This is a genomic window from Synechococcus sp. NOUM97013 (genome assembly GCF_014279815.1).
In the GTDB taxonomy this organism is placed as follows: Bacteria; Cyanobacteriota; Cyanobacteriia; order PCC-6307; family Cyanobiaceae; genus Synechococcus_C.
Window position 1 is genome coordinate 74,143 of record NZ_CP047941.1, and the last position, 17,560, is coordinate 91,702.

A 17,560-nucleotide genomic window follows, 5' to 3' on the forward strand; every position below is an offset into this window, starting at 1 on the left:
GCTCAGACAGTCAGGGGTGATTCGGTGCCCTGGGCTTCATGTCGGGTGCTGCCGCCGAGTTGGAAGCCGGCATGCACGGCCTGCAGGGCGGCGATGCCGTCCGCTTCCGCCACCACGCAGCTGGTGCGGATTTCGCTGGTGGCGATCATTTCGATGTTCACGCCGGCATCCGCCAGGTAGCGGAACATCCGTCCCGCGGTTCCAGCGGTGGCGGGCATGCCGGCACCCACCGCACTCACCCGTGCGATGGCTGGGCCGTCCTCCAGCAGGGCCCCGGGCCACTGCGCCAGCAGGGCGCTGAGGGCGCGATCGGCCGCGGCACGGTCCTCACGCTTGAGTGTGAAGCTGATGTCGCGGCTGCCGTCCTCGTGCTGGCGTTCCGACTGCACGATGGCGTCGAGGCTGATGCCGGCATCAGCAAGGGCATTGCAAAGGGCCCCGGCGGTCCCCGGGATGTCGGGCACGCGGCGCACGCTCACCTGGGCCTGGTCGCGGTCCAGCGCCACACCGCGCACTTCTGGCTCACCGTCGCCGCTGGCGGGGGGGTTGAGGTTGATCTGACCCGCTTCCAGCTCGAAGGCTTCCTGGGTGGCTTGCAGGGCTTTGCTGCCCACGTCGGCTGCCACCACACAGCTCACCTTCACTTCGCTGGTGGCGATCAGGCGCAGGTTGATGCCGGCGCGCGAGAGGGTCTGGAACAGACCGGCGGCGATGCCGGGGCGGCCCATGATGCCGGCCCCGCTGATGCTCAGCTTGCTCATGCCCGGTTGGGCCACCAGCTCGCCGCCGAGGCTCTGGATCAGGGTTTCGCAGATGCTGCGCGCTTTCTCCAGATCGGCTTCCGCCACCGTGAAGGTGATGTCGTTGCTGTTGCCCTCTTGGGTGGACTGGATGATCAGATCCACGTTCACGTCCCCTGCGGAGAGGCTTTCGAACAGCTGGGCCGCCACGCCCGGTTGATCCGAAACATGGGAGAGGGCCAGCACGGCCTGATGCTCCACCAGTTCGGCCCCGTCGATGGGTCGGCCCAGTTCCAGACCCTCGCGGCCGATCGGACGGGCGCTGCGGCTGGTGAGCGTGGTGCCCGGTTCATCACTCCAGCTGGAGCGCACCACCATGGTGACCCCGTAGTTACGGGCGATCTCCACCGCCCGGGGGTGCAGCACTGCCGCACCGAGGCTGGCCAGCTCAAGCATTTCGTCGCAGCTCACCTGCTGCATCAGCTGCGCGTCCTCCACCTTGCGTGGGTCGGTGGTGAGCACGCCGGGCACATCGGTGTAGATCTCGCAGGCGTCAGCACCCAGTGCGGCGGCCAGGGCCACGGCGGAGGTGTCGGAGCCACCGCGGCCAAGCGTGGTGATTTCCGCGGTGCCGCCACTGCTCTGACTGGTGCCCTGGAACCCGGCGACCACGACCACGCGGCCTTCCGCGAGCCGACTGCGCAGCCGGTCGGTGCGCACATCGAGGATGCGCGCCTTGCCGTGGGCCGATTCGGTGACGATGCCCACCTGCGGGCCGGTCATGGAAATCGCCGGCACACCCAGCTCATGCAGGGCCATCGACAGCAAGGCGATCGACACCTGCTCACCGGTGGCCAGCAGCATGTCCATTTCCCGCTGGGGCGGGTTGCTGCTGATGGCGTTGGCCTTGGCCGTCAGTTCATCGGTGGTGTGCCCCATGGCCGACACCACGATCACCAGCTCGTGCCCTTCTTCCTTGCAGGCGGCAATGCGCCGGGCCACGGCCTGGATGCGCTCCACGCTGCCGACGGAGGTGCCGCCGAACTTCTGCACCAGCAGGGCCATCCACGCCGCCTCATGTCGCTGGCGATTGTCTCACTGAGCGTTCTGATTGATCTCAGCAAGCTGTTGATCCGAGCAGCCCATTCATCCCAACAGCCCGTCGCGGAAGGCATCGCCCGGTTGTGCCCCCCGCTTGAGGGCTGCTTCCACATCGAGCAGCCGCCCCAGCAGGTTGAGGCAGCGCTGGGGTGAGCGGCCTTGAAGCTGCTTGCGCATCACATAGATGCGCTTGGGGTTGCCGATGCCAGCGGCCTTGGCAATCACCGCCACATCCCGTTCTCCCTGCTGTTCGAGCAGCAGCACCCACAGCCAACCCCGGATCTGACCGGTGAGGGTGGCCACCACCCGCAGGGCCGGTTCGCCCACATCGATCAGGGCATCGAGTAGGGCGATGGCCTGGCCAGGATCGCCGGCGAGCAGGGCGTCACCCACCTGCAGGGCGTTGGTGCTGAGGCCACTGATCAGCGTCTCCACGGCCTTGGCGCTGATTCTGGCTTCGCCGTTGCTCTCGGCATGCAGGGCCAGCTTCTGCAGCTCCATCGTCAGCCTGGCGCTGTCGCTGCCGATGGCATCGATCAGCGCATCAACTGCAGCGGGTTCGAGTTTCAGGTTGAGTTCATGGGCGGTGCGTTCCACCAGTTGGCGCTGACCGGCGCCATCCCACACGGCTGGCAGCTTGAAGCTGCGTTCGCTGGCGGCGCCCGCTTTGACCCGTTTCATCAGCGCCTTGGTGGTGCGCAGCCGGCCATCGGGCTTGGCGGGATTGCAGAGCAGCAGATGAGTGCTGTCTGGGATGCCGTCGAGAGCGCCTTCAAAGCGTTCCGCCAGTTCGCTGGGGCAGGCATTGCAAAACGGCGAGCGCTGCAACAGCACCACGCGCGCCCCTCCGCCGAAGGGTGGAGTGATTGCCTCTTCCAGCGCCTGGCGTGCCTGAGCGGATTCGCTGCCGTCGAGGCGGCTCACATTGACGCTGGCCCAGCAGGGATCGACGTCCTTGTCGATCACGGTCTGGATGGCGCGTTCCAGCGCGGCGGAATCGTCGCCCCACAGCAGCTGGATTGGCATCGCGGCGGGTCGTCGGAGAATGCCGAAGTCTGCCCTGATTGGCAGTCGCCGTGACAGGAGCACCTTTGGCTGATCACCCGATCTTCACCGAGAGCATTCGCCGCATCCGTGCTCTGCTCGGTGAGACGGGGCTGGATCCCCTGCAGCAGCAGGTGCTGGAGCGGCTGGTGCACAGCAGTGGCGACCCCGGTCTGGCGCCGGTATTGCGTTTCAGTCCAGGCGCATGCGAACAAGGGCTGGAGGCCCTGCGTCAGGGGGCCCTGGTACTCACGGACACGGCAATGGCCGCGGCGGCGGTGTCGCCGATGGCCCGGCGCACGCTTGGCACCTCCGTGCGCTGTTTGCTGGATTGGGCCCCGCCGCAGTCACCCGAGGGGTCCACGCGTTCAGCGGCGGCGATGCAGCGCTGCTGGCCGGAGCTCACCACCGCGGCCCAGACGGCGGGTCAGCCGATGCCGCTGGTGTTGGTGGGCAGTGCGCCGACGGCCCTGGAACAGCTGTTGGATCAGGTGGATGCCGGGGCCCCTAGGCCTGCGCTGGTGATCGGCATGCCGGTGGGATTCGTGGGGGTGCCGGAAAGCAAGCGACGGCTGGCGTCGACGTCGCTGGATCAGATCCGTCTGGAGGGCACCCGCGGCGGCGCTGGCTTGGTGGCAGCAGCGGTGAATGCCTTGCTTCGGGCTTCGGAGGGATCTTGTTGAGCGATCTCAGCAGTTGCTCAGCCTTTGGTCATCGTTCGGTCATTGGTGACCTGGCGCATTCGCTTAGCTTCAAAAAATTACTAAGAGGTCGCCGTTCACCATGTGTGTCCTCTGTGAGCGTGCACAGGCGCAAGCTTTCCAGGCCGGTGAGATCGATGACGGCCGTGTGTTGAAGGGTCTGTCCATCGCTCCTGCTGTTCTGATCGATGAAGGCAGTGCAGCACTGACCCGTCAGTTCACCGCAACGGATGGTGTTCTGGATTTTTACCTGCATACGCCCGGGGGACCGGTTGTCATTGACGGTGGTGGCTTTGGCCTGCAAGTGATTCAGTCGCTGCCGATTTCCCTCGAGGACCAGGCGTTCTTCCGATCGACGGTCGCGAGGTTGGATGCCATTCTCGACCTTGATTTTCGTGAGTCAGCTACGGCGATTGGCGCCGATGTCGATCTCTTCTATGACACGCAGATTGATCTCGGTGAGGCTGGATCAGGGACCACCGTGGGTTTGGCGACAACCTCGGGATTCGGTGGTTGGGAACTCTTCATCAATGAGCCTGAGCTGGCCAATGACGAGAACTTTCGCCGCTATGTGTTGCTGCATGAGTTCGGTCATGCCTTGGGACTGGAGCATCCGTTCGAGGCTGCGGATGGAGACACGGTGAATGGCAGTACCAATCCATGGACCAGTGCCTTTCCAGAAGAAACGGTGATGGCCTACCGGCTTCCTCTGAGTGGCGTGTGGCCTGAATTCTTCACTGACAACGACCTCCAAGCCCTGGTGCAGATCTGGGGAGCTGAACCGCTCGCCCCTGGTGTGATGCCTGACATTCCCCTCCAGACCACGGCATTTTTTGAGGCTGGCCCCGATGCATTGACGGGTGCGTCGTCGGCGGATGTTTTGCGTGGAGGGTTGGCGAATGATCGGCTGCTGGGAGGCGTTGGAGATGACCGCCTTTCTGGTGGTGATGGTGATGACCTGATCCAGGGTGGCGAGGGCGCTGACTGGCTCAATGGCGGTGCTGGAAATGATCAGTTGTGGGGTGATGGTGGGGCTGATCGTTTCCGTTTGTCGGCGGGCTTTGATGTGATCGGGGGATTTGATGCCGCTGCAGGCGATCGTTTGGAGCTGTCCAGTGATGTGTCGTATCGCGTCGCGCAGGGTGTCCAGGGTGTGGAGATCTCGACGGCCTTCGGCGCCACGACCCTCTTGGGCGTAAGCCTTGCTTCATTGGATTCCAGTGTGATCAATCTTGTGTGATTGGACCGGCTGAATGGGTGTGGCGTCCTTGGATGCAGCCATGACGGAACAGTTGTTGCGCGAGTGGCCGCCTGGGTATGGCGGGGTTGAGAGAGTCGCTCATGAATTAGCGGTGGTCTGGGGCGGCACCGTTTGGAGCCTGGACGCTCAGGGCCTGTCTGGCCAGGCCCACGACGCGTTGCCCGTGGCGTATCCACGTCGACGCTTGGCCTGCACTCCGCCAGTGGCGCGTCTGCGGCTTCCATGGCCATCGCGGGCGTTGTGGCAGCTGCTGAATTCCAAGCAGCCGCTGCATGGTCACTTGCCCTCACCGGGTGTGCTGGCGGTGTTGCTGTTGGCGCGCTTGTTCAACCGACGCCGACGCGTCACAGCGCATTGGCACTGTTTTGTGGAATCTGGGGATGGCTGGACCGGCCGTCTGCATGCGCTTTATCAGCAGTTGGCCCTGCAAACGGTGCCTTGGCTCTCGGGGGTGGTGACCACCTCTCCTGTGCTGCGCGATGCCTTGATCAGCGGTGGTTGTCAGCCTCAGCGCGTGATGGTGCTGCCTTGCTGTCTCAGTCACGAGCAGGAAGCAGTGGGTCTGGCCATGCCGCGTCAGGCCGTTCCTGAAGGCAGTCCTTTCAAGGTTGTGTTCATCGGTCGCCTGGACAGTTACAAACGCTTGGATTGGTTGATTGAAGCGTTGGCAGGGGTGCGTGGTCCCTGGCAGCTTTTGGTGGTGGGTGATGGTCCCCGCCGGGCTGCGTTTGAGCTGTTGTGCCAGCAACGCATCGGCGCACGCAGCAGCGAGCAGGTGAGCTTCTTGGGACGACTGTCGGAAGAGGCCAAGCAGGCCTGTCTGGCCACGGCCGATGTGCTCGTCCTCCCCTCCGATCGCAGCACCGAAGCGTTTGGCATCGTGCAGCTGGAGGCCATGGCTGCGGGGATTCCTGCTTTGGCCTTTCAGCGTCGGCGCTCAGGCATGGGTTGGGTGGGGCAATTGCCTGGCTTCACCTGGTCGCAGCAACCTGAAGAACTGCGTGAGGTGTTGCAGGCGCTGGCGGATCAGCCGGCGTGGCGGGTTCAGTTGGGGCAGCAAGCCCGCTTGCGCTACCGGCAGCTCTTTGCCCGTGCGGTGTGGCTAAGCACACTCCAGGGGTTGTTCCAGCCAGCACGCTGATGCTGGCTGGCGGTGCATCAGGCGGCTAAGCGGTCCAGCACTTGCTGGGCTCTTTGCACCACAGGGGTGGGCACACCAGCGAGGCGGGCGGCTTCGATGCCGTAGCTGCGGCTGGCACCACCGGGGGCGACGCGATGTAGAAACAGCAGATCATCCCCGGTTTCTTCCACCAGCACCTGGAAATTGGCCACGTTGCTGCGCTGGTCCGCCAGGGCATTGAGCTCGTGGTAGTGGGTGGCAAACACCGTGCGGGCCTGCAGATCTCCGGCCAGGTGCTCGCTCACCGCCCAGGCAATGGAGAGGCCATCGAAGGTGGCGGTGCCGCGTCCGATTTCATCCAGCAGCACCAGCGAGCGATCGCTGGCGTGATGCAGGATGTTGGCGGTTTCGGCCATTTCCACCATGAAGGTGGATTGGCCCGCGGCCAGATCATCCACAGCCCCCACCCGGGTGAAGATGCGATCGGCAATGCCGATGCGGGCTGAGGCGGCCGGCACCCAACCGCCCACCTGCGCCAGCAGCTGAATCAGGCCGATTTGGCGCAGATAGCAGCTCTTGCCACTGGCATTGGGGCCGGTGAGCACCATCAGATCCGTGCCTGCTCCCAGCTGCACGTCGTTGGGGGTGAAACGTTCGTCGGCCAGCAGCTGCTCCACCACCGGGTGCCGGCCGCCCTCCACGGCGAGGGTGCGGCTATCGGTGATCAGCGGTGCGCACCAGCCGCCGGTGGCCGCCACCTCCGCGAGGCTGCAGAGGGCATCCAAACCGGCCACGGCGCGGGCAGCACGCCGGATGGATTCGGCTTGCAGGCCCACCGCTTCTCGGAGCTGGCAATAAAGCTCGTATTCCCGCTGCGCGGCCCTGGCCTTGAGCTGGAAGATGGTTCCTTCTCGTGCCTTGAGATCGGGCGTGATGAAACGCTCCTCGTTGGCCAGGGTCTGGCGCCGGATCCAGTGGTCGGGAACGGCGGTGGATTTGGCTTTGCTGACGGCGAGGAAATAGCCAAAGGTGCGGTGATACTGAAGCCGCAGGTTGGTGTTTCCACTTAGCTGCCGTTCCTGCTGTTCTTGCTGGGCAAGCCAGTGGTCTTGATCGTCGAGCTGGTTGCGCAGGCCATCGAGCAGAGGGTCGACGCCGTCATGGATCAGGCCGCCCTCGCTGAGGCTGAGGGGTGGGCTGTCGAGCAGCTGGTGGCGGATCGTCTGGGCCAGCGTCTGCAGCGCAGGATCCGGTTCGAGCAGTTGCTGCAGCCAGTCGGGGCCATCGCTGAGTTGTCCGTTGATCCGTCCAGCGAGTTGGGGCAGGCGTTCCAGGCCATCGGCGATGGCCACCAGATCGCGGGCACCGGCTTGGCCCGCTCCGGCTCTGCCGGCCAGGCGTTCGAGATCGCCCATGGGCCGCAGCAGGCGCCTGAGTGATTGGCGCAGAGGCCTGGCGGAGACCAGGGTGCTGACACTGGTCTGGCGCTGCTGGATGGAATCGGTCTGCACCAGCGGGGCTTCAAGCCACCGGCGTAGGCAGCGGCCGCCCATGGCCGTCAGCGTCTGGTCGATGGCCCAGAGCAGCGACCCTTGGAATTGGTTGTCGCGCTGGGTGCAGGTCAGTTCCAGATTGCGGCGCGTCTGGGCATCAAGCACCAGGGCATCGCCCTTGAAGCGCAACTGGGGCCGCTCGAGTGGCGGCGCATGGAGGTCGTCGTCTTCTAGGGGCCGGGTGTCTTGTAGGTAGGCGAGCAGACCTCCAGCGGCGCGTAGGGCCAGGGGATGATCCTGCAGTCCGAGTCCGTCGAGGGTGCTCAGCCGGTAGTGGTTCAGCAACGCCTGCTCGGCTTCCGGCCGGCTGAAGGGCGTGCTCGCCATGGCCGTGAGCTGCAAGCGCTCGGGGCACCAGGCAGGACGGCCCGTGTTGTTGCTTGGCGCAGTGAGTTCAGGCCCTGGGCCCCAGACCAGTTCGGCGGGATCCAGTCGTGCCAACTCCTGATGCAAATCGCCGCTGTTCTCCTGCTGCAGCAACACCAATTCGCCAGTGCTTACATCCGCACGGGCGAGCCCCCAGCGCAAAGGCTGCTGGCCCTTTGCCGGTTCGACCACCAGTGCTGCAAGCCAGTTGTTGCGGCGGGCGCTGAGCATGCCCTCCTCCAGCACGGTGCCCGGTGTGAGCACGCGAGTGATGTCGCGTTTGAGCAAGGTGCCCTTGGCACTGCCTTTGGCAGGTGCTGTTTCCAGTTGGTCGCAGAGAGCAACACTGCGGCCTTTGCGAATCAGTTCAGCGCAATAGCGCTCGGCGGCGTGATGCGGGATGCCCGCCATCGGCACCCGGCCAATGCTTTTGCCGCCCTCTTTGCCGGTGAGCGTCAGCTCTAGCAACCGGGACAGTTCAATCGCATCTTCAAAGAAGCACTCGAAGAAATCGCCCAGGCGATAGAGCAGCACCCGTTCGGGATGGCTCGCCTTGAGTTCCACGTAGTGGCGCAGCATCGGTGTGAGCTGTGCCGGGTCTACCAGGCTGTGATGGCTCCAGGCGGGGAGGTCATCGTCATCGCTTTGGCCGGAGGCCGGGCCTGCGTCTTCAGCAGCTGCCGGCGCTGTGGTGCTGGTATCAGCGGCTGGCTCGGCACTCGCGCGCTGCCGAGGCCGGGCGCGGGCGTCTTCGGTCAGCGCGTTGTCGTCGAGGCTGGTGTCACTCGCTGCCGCCGGCTCTGAGCTCGCCTTTTGGGGTGCGGTTTCGGGTTCACCGAACAGATTTCCCTGCAGGGCCAGGTCCATTTGAGGCACTCAGGAGTCCAGCGGGGAGGTGATCGTAAGGGGCTTTGCCATCGCCTTCACCACAAGCTGTGAAGGTTGCTGAGGCCCGTTGCCGCGCAGAAGCGGTCAACGTGTGAGAATCTCACGATCCGACCTGGCGTCGACTGATTCCATGCAGATCCTCAACACCCTCACCGTTCTGGCCCTGGTGGTGATGTCGTTTGCCCTGATTGTGGCTGTACCTGTGCTGTACGCCTCCAATGAAGACAGTGGCCGCTCCAACCGCTTGATCCTGCTTGGCGGCATCGCCTGGGTGGGACTCGTGCTGCTCAACTGGGGCGTCAGCTTCTTCGTGGTCTGATACCGAGCGGGTCGGCATTTGAACTGAATCGTCGCGGTGGCTCCCACTGAAGTGGGAGCATGTGATCAGTTTTCGGCAACGGCATGGCCACCTTCGAAGGTCGCTTCACGGATGCGCAATCCCTCCGCATCGGTGTGGTGGTGGCCCGTTTCAATGATCTGGTTACCAGCAAGTTGCTGAGCGGCTGCCTGGATTGCCTCACGCGTCATGGCGTTGATGCTTCTGCCACCAGCGCTCAGCTGGATGTGGCCTGGGTACCTGGCTCCTTCGAGCTTCCTTTGGTGTCGCAAACCATGGCCCGCAGTGGTCGGTACGACGTGCTGATCACCCTTGGGGCTGTGATTCGCGGCGACACTCCGCATTTCGATGTGGTGGTGGCGGAAGCCAGTAAGGGGGTGGCCGCCGTGTCCCGCGACACGGCGGTGCCCGTCATTTTTGGGGTGCTGACCACCGACACCATGCAGCAGGCCCTGGAGCGTGCCGGCATCAAGAACAACTTGGGTTGGAGCTATGGCCTGGAAGCACTGGAGATGGGTTCATTGATGAAGGCGTTGAGCTGATTGCCTGAGGGCACCCCGGTGGTGCATACTCATCTGGTCGTGAGGGAGACAACCTCACAACCGACTTGCGGATGTAGCTCAGTGGTAGAGCATCTCCTTGCCAAGGAGAGGGTCGAGAGTTCGAATCTCTTCATCCGCTTTTGACGATCAATTTCCATTTCCGGAAATTAGATCTCCCCAAGTGGTTCGTTAGCTGATTTCTAAATGTCGATGTTCTCAAATCATGAGATCATTTTTTAGTGATCTGACAATTACTCAGTTCGATGAGCTTGAGAAGTTTTTAAATTGTTTGACACGAACGAAAGACCAATAGAAGGCGGATTTGCCGAAACAATCAGAGTTCAAGCACTGGTGTTCCGCGCTGATGCTGCGGGCATCCGGCAAAGAATCCTGGATTCCAGCTGGTTCCAAGCATCAGCTCAGTAAGCTTGCTCTCACTGCGCTGATCGGTTTCCATGCTCAAGCTGTTGCTGGGTGACCCCAATGCCCGCAAGCTGAAGCGCTATCAGCCGATCGTTTCAGACATCAATCTGCTCGAAGAGGAGATCGCACCGCTCAGCGATGACGACCTGCGCCGGCGCACCGCAGAGTTCCGTCAGCGTCTCGAGAATGCGGGAACGCTCGACCAGCAGCGCCCAGTGTTGGATGAGCTGTTGCCGGAAGCGTTCGCGGTGGTGCGCGAAGCAGGCAAACGCGTCCTAGGCATGCGCCATTTCGACGTGCAGCTGATCGGCGGCATGGTGCTGCATGAAGGCCAGATCGCTGAGATGAAGACCGGCGAAGGCAAGACCCTGGTGGCCACGCTGCCCAGTTATCTCAATGCCCTCACAGGCCGCGGCGTCCACGTGGTGACCGTGAACGACTATCTGGCCCGCCGCGATGCGGAGTGGATGGGTCAGGTGCACCGTTTCCTGGGCTTGTCCGTTGGCTTGATCCAGCAGGACATGGCACCGGCAGAGCGGCGCAGCAATTACGGCTGCGATATCACCTACGCCACCAACTCAGAGCTGGGGTTTGATTATCTGCGCGACAACATGGCCGCCGACATCAGTGAGGTGGTGCAGCGGGAGTTCCAGTTCTGCGTGATTGACGAGGTCGATTCGATCCTGATTGATGAGGCCCGCACCCCTCTGATCATTTCCGGCCAGGTGGAACGGCCTCAGGAGAAATATCAGAAAGCGGCGGAGGTGGCTTCCTACCTCACCCGGGCTGAAGAAATGGGCAAGGACGGCATCGATCCCGAAGGCGATTACGAGGTAGATGAGAAGCAGCGCAGCTGCACGCTCACTGATGAAGGCTTCGCCAAGGCCGAGCAGATGATCGGCGTCAGTGACCTCTACGACCCACAGGACCCTTGGGCTCACTACATCACCAATGCCCTCAAGGCCAAGGATTTGTTCACCCGGGATGTGAACTACATCGTCCGCGATGGCGAAGCGGTGATCGTCGATGAATTCACCGGCCGGGTGATGCCGGGTCGCCGTTGGAGTGATGGCCAGCACCAGGCGATTGAAGCCAAGGAGCAGCTGCCGATCCAGCCGGAGACGCAGACCCTGGCCTCCATCACCTACCAGAACTTCTTCCTGCTTTATCCGCGGTTGGCCGGCATGACCGGCACGGCCAAGACCGAGGAAACCGAATTCGAAAAGACCTACAAGCTCGAAACCGCGATCGTGCCCACCAACCGGGTGCGTGCCCGCCAGGACTGGGTGGATCAGGTGTACAAAACCGAAGACGCCAAATGGCGCGCGGTGGCTAAGGAAACCGCCGAAATCCACCAGCAGGGTCGGCCGGTGCTGGTGGGCACCACCAGCGTGGAGAAGAGTGAACTGCTCAGTGCTTTGTTGGCGGAGCAGAACATCCCCCACAACCTGCTGAATGCCAAGCCGGAAAACGTGGAGCGGGAGGCCGAGATCGTGGCCCAGGCGGGTCGATCCGGTGCCGTCACCATCGCCACCAATATGGCCGGCCGCGGCACCGACATCATTCTCGGTGGCAACAGCGATTACATGGCCCGGCTGAAGCTACGGGAAGTGCTTCTGTCACGTTTGGTGCGTCCGGAGGAGGGCCATCGTCCGCCGGTGCCTCTCCAGCGCAGTGCGGATGCGGCCAGTGGATTTGCTGCCAAGGCGGCCCCCTCAACCGGACCTCACGGCAATGCCCCCAGCGAGGCCCGCGCCATCGGCAATCTCTACCCCTGCCAGCTCACCGATGAGACAGATCAGGCATTGGCCGACCTGGCTCGCGATCTAGTGAAGGCCTGGGGGGATCGGGCTCTCACAGTGATTGAGCTGGAAGATCGCATCGCCACCGCTGCGGAGAAGGCCCCCACCGATGACCCGCAGATCGCTGCGTTGCGCACGGCGATCGCGCGGGTGAAGGGCGAATACGACGTGGTGGTGAAGCAGGAAGACGAAAGGGTGCGTGAGGCCGGCGGCCTGCACGTGATTGGCACTGAGCGTCATGAATCCCGCCGGGTCGACAATCAGCTGCGCGGTCGTGCTGGCCGTCAGGGCGACCCGGGCTCCACACGCTTTTTCCTGTCGCTGGGCGACAACCTGCTGCGCATTTTCGGCGGTGATCGTGTGGCCGGACTGATGAATGCCTTCCGGGTGGAGGAAGACATGCCGATTGAATCCGGCATGCTCACCCGCTCCTTGGAGGGGGCCCAGAAGAAGGTGGAAACGTACTACTACGACATCCGCAAGCAGGTGTTCGAGTACGACGAGGTGATGAACAACCAGCGCAAGGCGGTGTATTCCGAACGTCGCCGGGTACTGGATGGACGCGAGCTCAAGAAGCAAGTGGTGGGCTACGGCGAACGCACCATGAATGAAATCGTGGAGGCCTATGTGAATCCCGATCTGCCGCCGGAAGAGTGGGATGTGGCGCAATTGGTGAGCAAGGTGCAGGAGTTTGTGTATCTCCTGGAGGACCTCAAAGCTGAACAGCTTCAGGGTCTGTCCATGGAGGAGCTCAAGGCATTTCTGCAGGAGCAGTTGCGCAATGCCTATGACCTCAAGGAGGGCCAGATTGAGCAGCAGCGGCCTGGCCTAATGCGCGAGGCGGAACGCTTTTTCATCCTTCAGCAGATCGACACGCTCTGGCGTGAACACTTGCAGGCCATGGATGCCTTACGCGAGTCGGTTGGCCTTCGTGGTTATGGCCAAAAAGATCCGTTGATCGAATACAAAAATGAGGGCTACGACATGTTCCTCGACATGATGACCAACATGCGCCGCAATGTGATCTATTCGATGTTCATGTTCCAGCCGGCACCACCTGAAGCGCAGAGGAGCACAGTTGCTTGACGATTTGCATGGACCTAAATCCCCTAATTACAAGCTGAGCTGAATGCCAGATCATCGCTCGCTGCTGCTGCGTGCGCTGCTCCTGGATGGCTTGGGGCAGTTGATGCTTCTGGGTCTGTTCGTTGTTCTGCCTGATTTCACCGGATTGCCCACGGCTGAGCTTGGCTTGAACGCCCAGCTGGGCTGGGTGTTGTTCGTTGTGTTGGCGTATCCAGCGCTGGGGTGGTTGTTCGGCAGTTTTACAGTGTTGCGCTGGCGCCGCTTGCCCTTGTTGGTGCTGCTTCAGCGTCTGCTGCTGACCGCTTTTGCAACCTTAATGTTGGTGGCTATCGCCCGTTGGTTGATCAACCCAGCTGTTGATGTCTGGCTGGTGCACCGTCGTGTTCAGATCGTCTGGATTGCAGGGATTACGGCCTGGGCTCTGTTGGTGCGGGTTGGTTTGCGGCGTGGTGTGTTCTTGCAGGAATCACCGCGCTTCCTGTTGCTGGCCCAACCCGATGAAGTTGATCCGATCATGCGGGCCTGGAAGCGTGTGCCAGGGCGTCAGAACTTGAGATTGATTCAGCCGAAGGTGTTGTTGGAGCGTATGCAGCACTCTCAAGAACCTTTGCTTGTCGCGATCACACCGGCATCGCGCCAGACCTTAGAGCTCGCTCCGTTAATGCAGCGCTTGGAGAGCCGTGATCCTCGCCAGCTCAGGGTTCTGTCGTTAATCCGTTTATTCGAACAGGAGCAGGAACGATTTCCCCCCGCTCTCATGCCGGACGATGCACTTGCTTACGACGATCTTCCTTGGGCAGCCACATTCAGCGTGCAAGCTCAGCTCAAACGTTTGGCTGATGTGTTGGTATCTATGTCGTTGTTGCTGGTTACTGCTCCCTTCGTCGTGTTGGCAGCATTATTGATTTGGCTTGAAGATCAAGGACCGATTTTTTATATCCAGCAACGCAGTGGTTGGTTGGGTGAACCTTTTAATGTTCTGAAATTGCGCACGATGACGGTGCAACCCAGCGATGCTCCGGCGACGTGGACGACTGTTGGGGATCACAGAATCACATGGGTGGGTATTTGGTTGAGACGCTTCCGGATTGATGAATTGCCCCAACTCTTTAATGTGCTCAAAGGTGAGATGAGTTTGATTGGTCCCAGGCCAGAACGTCCAGAACTGGAGCGCAATTTAGAACTGGAAATCGCCCATTACCGCAAGCGCCACTGGATGCGTCCGGGGTTAAGCGGCTGGGCTCAGGTTTGTGCACCTTACGCCAGCAGTGTCGAAGATTCTGATCTCAAGTTGTCGTACGATCTTTACTATCTAAGGCATTTCAGCGCTTGGCTGGATTTGGTGATTCTCTTTCGTACGATTAAAACGATTTTGAAAGCCCAGGGTCGCTAATTAGACGTAAAAAGCCGATTGGCCTTATGCTTTAAGCGATTGATTGGATTGATTTTGGTCAAATTACCGTATATTTTTTCTTCCCAGGCAGTCCAGGCAGGATTGTTCTCGTAAATTCTGTTTAGATCACGCTTCCCAAAAAAATCTTCGATTTTGCGGCTATATTGATTGGTATTTTGATTTGGAAATCGTAGTGGTATGGTTCCCTTTGGTAAAAGAGGTAAGACGTAGCGATTGCTGTCTTCTTCGAGATGTTCTAGGCGTACCGTGTGTGTGCATGATGTTGCGTTGAAATAGTGAATCCAATAATCAGCTGCTACCCAGGTGCCACCGAGTCGGAGTGAGTAGAACAAGCCACTTCTAACTGGTTCAAACGGAATCTCGAGACCCATTTTTTTAGTCTTGTGATGCCAGTCGCTGAGCAACCATCTTGCAAGTCGACGTGTTGTAATAATGCTTTTCTTGCTTGACAGTACATTAATACTTTTAAAGCGAGTTTGAATTGATTCATGCTTAGCATCAACATCGTCTGGATCAATATTAATACATGGAAACTTCAGTTCTCTGAACAGTCTGGCAGTGCTTGTCCCGCCGGTTTTTGGTAGATGAAGCCATATGAAATCGTTCCCAGTAATCATAGAATTTTTGGTCAAAAAAAAGCCCCCCACTTTGGAGGGCTTTCAGATTATTAGAGTGTAGTAGGTGTGAATCAGACGAAGCTAGAAGCAGTCAGATTAGCTGCACCACCATCAATCACAAGCCAGCTATCGCTTCCGAGTGCGCCCGCTCCAGTGCCAGTAGTTGCAGCTGCGTCGCCAACGAAAACAATTGCGTCATCACCTGTTGCAGCGATGGTGAAGGTTCCATCAACCAGGTAAGTGCCAAAGGCAAAGTAGGTGATGTTGGCAGCAAAGGAGCCGCTAGCGGCTGCAACAGTAGTTGCATTGGCTGAGGCTGCATTGCCAGTATCGAGCAGGTTGCCCGCACCGAAATCTTTAATGATTTCTTTCTTAGAAACTGTAATTGTTTCTCCAGCTTTGAAATCGCCGATCACGACTTCATTGCCGCCTGAATCTGCAGTTAAGCCAGACTCATCTTTGTCAACCTTGAAACGGTTGACACCAGCACCACCTTCATAAGTGTCGAGACCATCACCACCGATCAAAGTGTCTTTGCCACCACCACCGATGAGAGTGGCATTGCCAGCGCCATCAGTGATTTTGTCTGCTCCGGCGTCACCATACATTGCAACACCGGTACTAGTGCTGTTGGTGATTGTGTCATCCTCAGAACCGCCACGCAGGGTGGTATCTGCACTGATGGCAGTAGCGATTTTGATAATGTCGTTGCCTTTTTGGCCATTGATGAAGTTACCGGCTCCATCAAGAGTGGTCACGTTAAAGAAATCACTTTCGCTGCCGCCAACCAGAGTGTTAGAGGCACCGCCGAGATCGGTAACGGTGAAAGTGTCAGCTCCTTGTCCGCCAGCGAAGCGACTCTTGGTTGTTAGCGCACCATTAGTAAGGGTGAAGGTATCAGCTCCTCCTTGACCGCCAACGGTGATCCCAGAGTCTGCAGTGCTGTCGTTAAGCGTGAATGTGTCAGCTGCATCACCAAGAGTGATATTCAGCTTCTTTTTCAGGGTGTCGCCACTGAGAGTGACACTGTCAATGCCACCACCCATGCCGACCGCAGCAGAGGTAATAACACCTTGAAGGGTCAAAGTGTCAGCTCCTTGGAAAGAGTTGACTTGAATGACTCCAGCAGTGGAATTGGAGGTGGAATCTGAGCCGGATGTTCCGACCAAGGTTGCGCCGTCGGCGTCAGTTGTAGTTGTGTAAGCCAAGGCCTTTGCAAAGAGAAGGGCTACTTGAAAACTTTATAAGTAGATGTACTGCGGCGCAAGTGATTTGGACAGTTGGTTGAGTGGATTGTCCTGACTCGCTGACGCTGATGGTTCAAATTTCTCGTAGTGAATCCAGCTTGTCTTGGAACGTGCCAAGCAGCAGCTGCAGGTAGCTGACCTTCCTTAATTTAATGTTGGAAGTGAGGCTCATGCCCACTTGCAATGGAAGCTGTTTGCCGCCCTTGAGAGCAAGTTGTTGGCTATCCAGTTGAATCAGAGCTGGATATCGGTACTCGGGCCGGTTCTCCTGTTGGCTTGGTGGCAGTGCATCGGATCCAATGTTCTTCACTTCGCCTTCAAGAACTCCGAAATCAGTGGCAGGGAATGAATCAATGCTCAGATCCGCAGGCATGCCAACTTTTACAAAACCAATCTGATTGCTTGGGATTTCAACTTTGGCCTGGAGTGTGTCGTAGGGCACGATCTTCATGACGGTCTCCGTGCCCTGGGCGACATAGCCTTCGCCTCTGGGCTTGAGGTCAAATACGATTCCGTCCACGGGTGATCGCAGGGCTTGATAGCGCAGATTGACCGATGCTTCTGTTAAACGAGCTTGTAATTCTTCTAGCTCAGCTTTCAATTGCTGAATCTGTTGTTTCTGCGAGGAGGTTTGGCGCAACCGTTCAACGCGGGCTTGCTTTAATTTGCCCTCTGTCTCAGCAACGATGTTGAGGCGCTCAAGGTATTGCAGTTCTGAAGTTGCGCCTTGTCGGTTGAGTAGCTCATAGCGTCTCAGCACTTCTTCTTGAAGTTCGAGGTTGCGCTCGAGCATTTTAATTTCTTCGTCACTCAGGAGCTGATATTGTCTCAGTTCGATTTCCTTCAGCTTGAGTTGGTTGGTTTTCAGTGTCTGGCTTTCCCTCAGTGACTTAAGTCGCTGTTGGGTGGTTTCGGCATCCAGTTGCATCAACACTTGACCGGCTTTGACCTCTTCGCCGTCTTCCACCAGGATTTCTGAGGCGATTCCTCCCACTGGCATCTGGATCTCTTGAACTGAGCCGAGGGGTTCCAATTTTCCGCTGACGGTCACCACTTCGTCGGTCGTGGCCAGCGCGAGCCAACTGATGGCAAATCCCGCTGTGCCCATCAAGCCCCAAGTGGTGGCGCGCATCCAGCGCGGCGATTGTTGTATCGCTTCTCCCTCGGTGTCGCGCTCTTTGAAGAATCCTTCAGCAAAATCTTGCGCTGATTTGATCGGGGTGGCGAAGCGTTTCGGCGTCATGTTGTTTTTTTCAGCTGGAGACGTCACCGGTTCTGAATGCCTTGGTTGTTGCTGGTGGGATGCACTGGACTTCAT

13 protein-coding genes and 1 tRNA gene are annotated in these 17,560 nt (G+C 59.7%); 8 read left to right on the plus strand and 6 right to left on the minus strand.

The genetic code is table 11. The features are described 5' to 3' along the window. Positions 1-2 precede the first annotated feature (2 nt). The gene (locus SynNOUM97013_RS00375; protein ID WP_186480312.1) at positions 3-1,805 is read right to left on the minus strand and encodes an aspartate kinase; all 1,803 of its coding nucleotides are present in this window, start codon (positions 1,803-1,805) and stop codon (positions 3-5) included. 81 nt (positions 1,806-1,886) lie between these two features. Next, entirely contained in the window at positions 1,887-2,867 is a 981-nt protein-coding gene (holA, locus tag SynNOUM97013_RS00380) for a DNA polymerase III subunit delta (protein WP_186480313.1), read from the minus strand. A 50-nt stretch (positions 2,868-2,917) separates the two neighbouring features. Here holA and SynNOUM97013_RS00385 point away from each other — a divergent pair, with 50 nt between their 5' ends. The 3 genes from SynNOUM97013_RS00385 (at position 2,918) to SynNOUM97013_RS00395 (ending at position 5,988) form a co-directional block, all read left to right on the plus strand. After that, positions 2,918-3,568, plus strand: a complete 651-nt coding sequence (locus tag SynNOUM97013_RS00385; protein WP_255442844.1) for a precorrin-8X methylmutase — start codon at positions 2,918-2,920, stop codon at positions 3,566-3,568. A 100-nt stretch (positions 3,569-3,668) separates the two neighbouring features. After that, positions 3,669-4,826 carry a hypothetical protein gene (locus tag SynNOUM97013_RS13610; RefSeq protein ID WP_222929827.1) on the plus strand — a complete coding sequence of 386 codons (1,158 nt, stop codon included), beginning with the start codon at positions 3,669-3,671 and terminating at the stop codon, positions 4,824-4,826. Between the two features lie 13 nt (positions 4,827-4,839). Then, positions 4,840-5,988 carry a glycosyltransferase family 4 protein gene (locus tag SynNOUM97013_RS00395; protein WP_186480314.1) on the plus strand — a complete coding sequence of 383 codons (1,149 nt, stop codon included), beginning with the start codon at positions 4,840-4,842 and terminating at the stop codon, positions 5,986-5,988. Positions 5,989-6,005: 17 nt separating this feature from the next. Here the strand turns inward: SynNOUM97013_RS00395 and mutS are convergent, their stop codons facing one another. Beyond that, complete coding sequence (mutS, locus tag SynNOUM97013_RS00400; protein WP_186480315.1) at positions 6,006-8,753, minus strand: DNA mismatch repair protein MutS; 2,748 nt, start codon at positions 8,751-8,753, stop codon at positions 6,006-6,008. 151 nt (positions 8,754-8,904) lie between these two features. On the opposite strand from mutS, the gene psbZ reads away from it, so the two are divergent. From psbZ to SynNOUM97013_RS00425, 5 genes are all read left to right on the plus strand, one after another. Then, positions 8,905-9,093 (plus strand): photosystem II reaction center protein PsbZ, encoded by a 189-nt coding sequence (psbZ, locus tag SynNOUM97013_RS00405; protein ID WP_186480316.1) that lies wholly within the window; start codon positions 8,905-8,907, stop codon positions 9,091-9,093. Between the two features lie 83 nt (positions 9,094-9,176). Then, the gene (gene ribH, locus SynNOUM97013_RS00410; protein ID WP_186480317.1) at positions 9,177-9,653 is read left to right on the plus strand and encodes a 6,7-dimethyl-8-ribityllumazine synthase; all 477 of its coding nucleotides are present in this window, start codon (positions 9,177-9,179) and stop codon (positions 9,651-9,653) included. 67 nt (positions 9,654-9,720) lie between these two features. After that, positions 9,721-9,792 (plus strand) — tRNA-Gly (locus SynNOUM97013_RS00415). A gap of 316 nt (positions 9,793-10,108) precedes the next feature. Then, positions 10,109-12,964 (plus strand): preprotein translocase subunit SecA, encoded by a 2,856-nt coding sequence (secA, locus tag SynNOUM97013_RS00420; RefSeq protein ID WP_186480318.1) that lies wholly within the window; start codon positions 10,109-10,111, stop codon positions 12,962-12,964. A 274-nt stretch (positions 12,965-13,238) separates the two neighbouring features. Then, complete coding sequence (locus SynNOUM97013_RS00425; protein ID WP_370586483.1) at positions 13,239-14,357, plus strand: sugar transferase; 1,119 nt, start codon at positions 13,239-13,241, stop codon at positions 14,355-14,357. Here SynNOUM97013_RS00425 and SynNOUM97013_RS00430 read toward each other — a convergent pair. The 3 genes from SynNOUM97013_RS00430 to SynNOUM97013_RS00440 form a co-directional block, all read right to left on the minus strand. Continuing rightward, positions 14,354-14,995: a hypothetical protein gene (locus tag SynNOUM97013_RS00430; RefSeq protein WP_186480320.1), complete on the minus strand. Its 642-nt coding sequence runs from the start codon at positions 14,993-14,995 to the stop codon at positions 14,354-14,356. The genes SynNOUM97013_RS00425 and SynNOUM97013_RS00430 overlap by 4 nt on opposite strands. Positions 14,996-15,066: 71 nt before the next feature. Then, a complete protein-coding gene (locus tag SynNOUM97013_RS00435) occupies positions 15,067-16,164 on the minus strand; it encodes a calcium-binding protein (protein ID WP_222929828.1) in 1,098 nt (365 codons plus the stop codon). A gap of 151 nt (positions 16,165-16,315) precedes the next feature. Beyond that, complete coding sequence (locus SynNOUM97013_RS00440) at positions 16,316-17,560, minus strand: HlyD family secretion protein (protein ID WP_255442845.1); 1,245 nt, start codon at positions 17,558-17,560, stop codon at positions 16,316-16,318.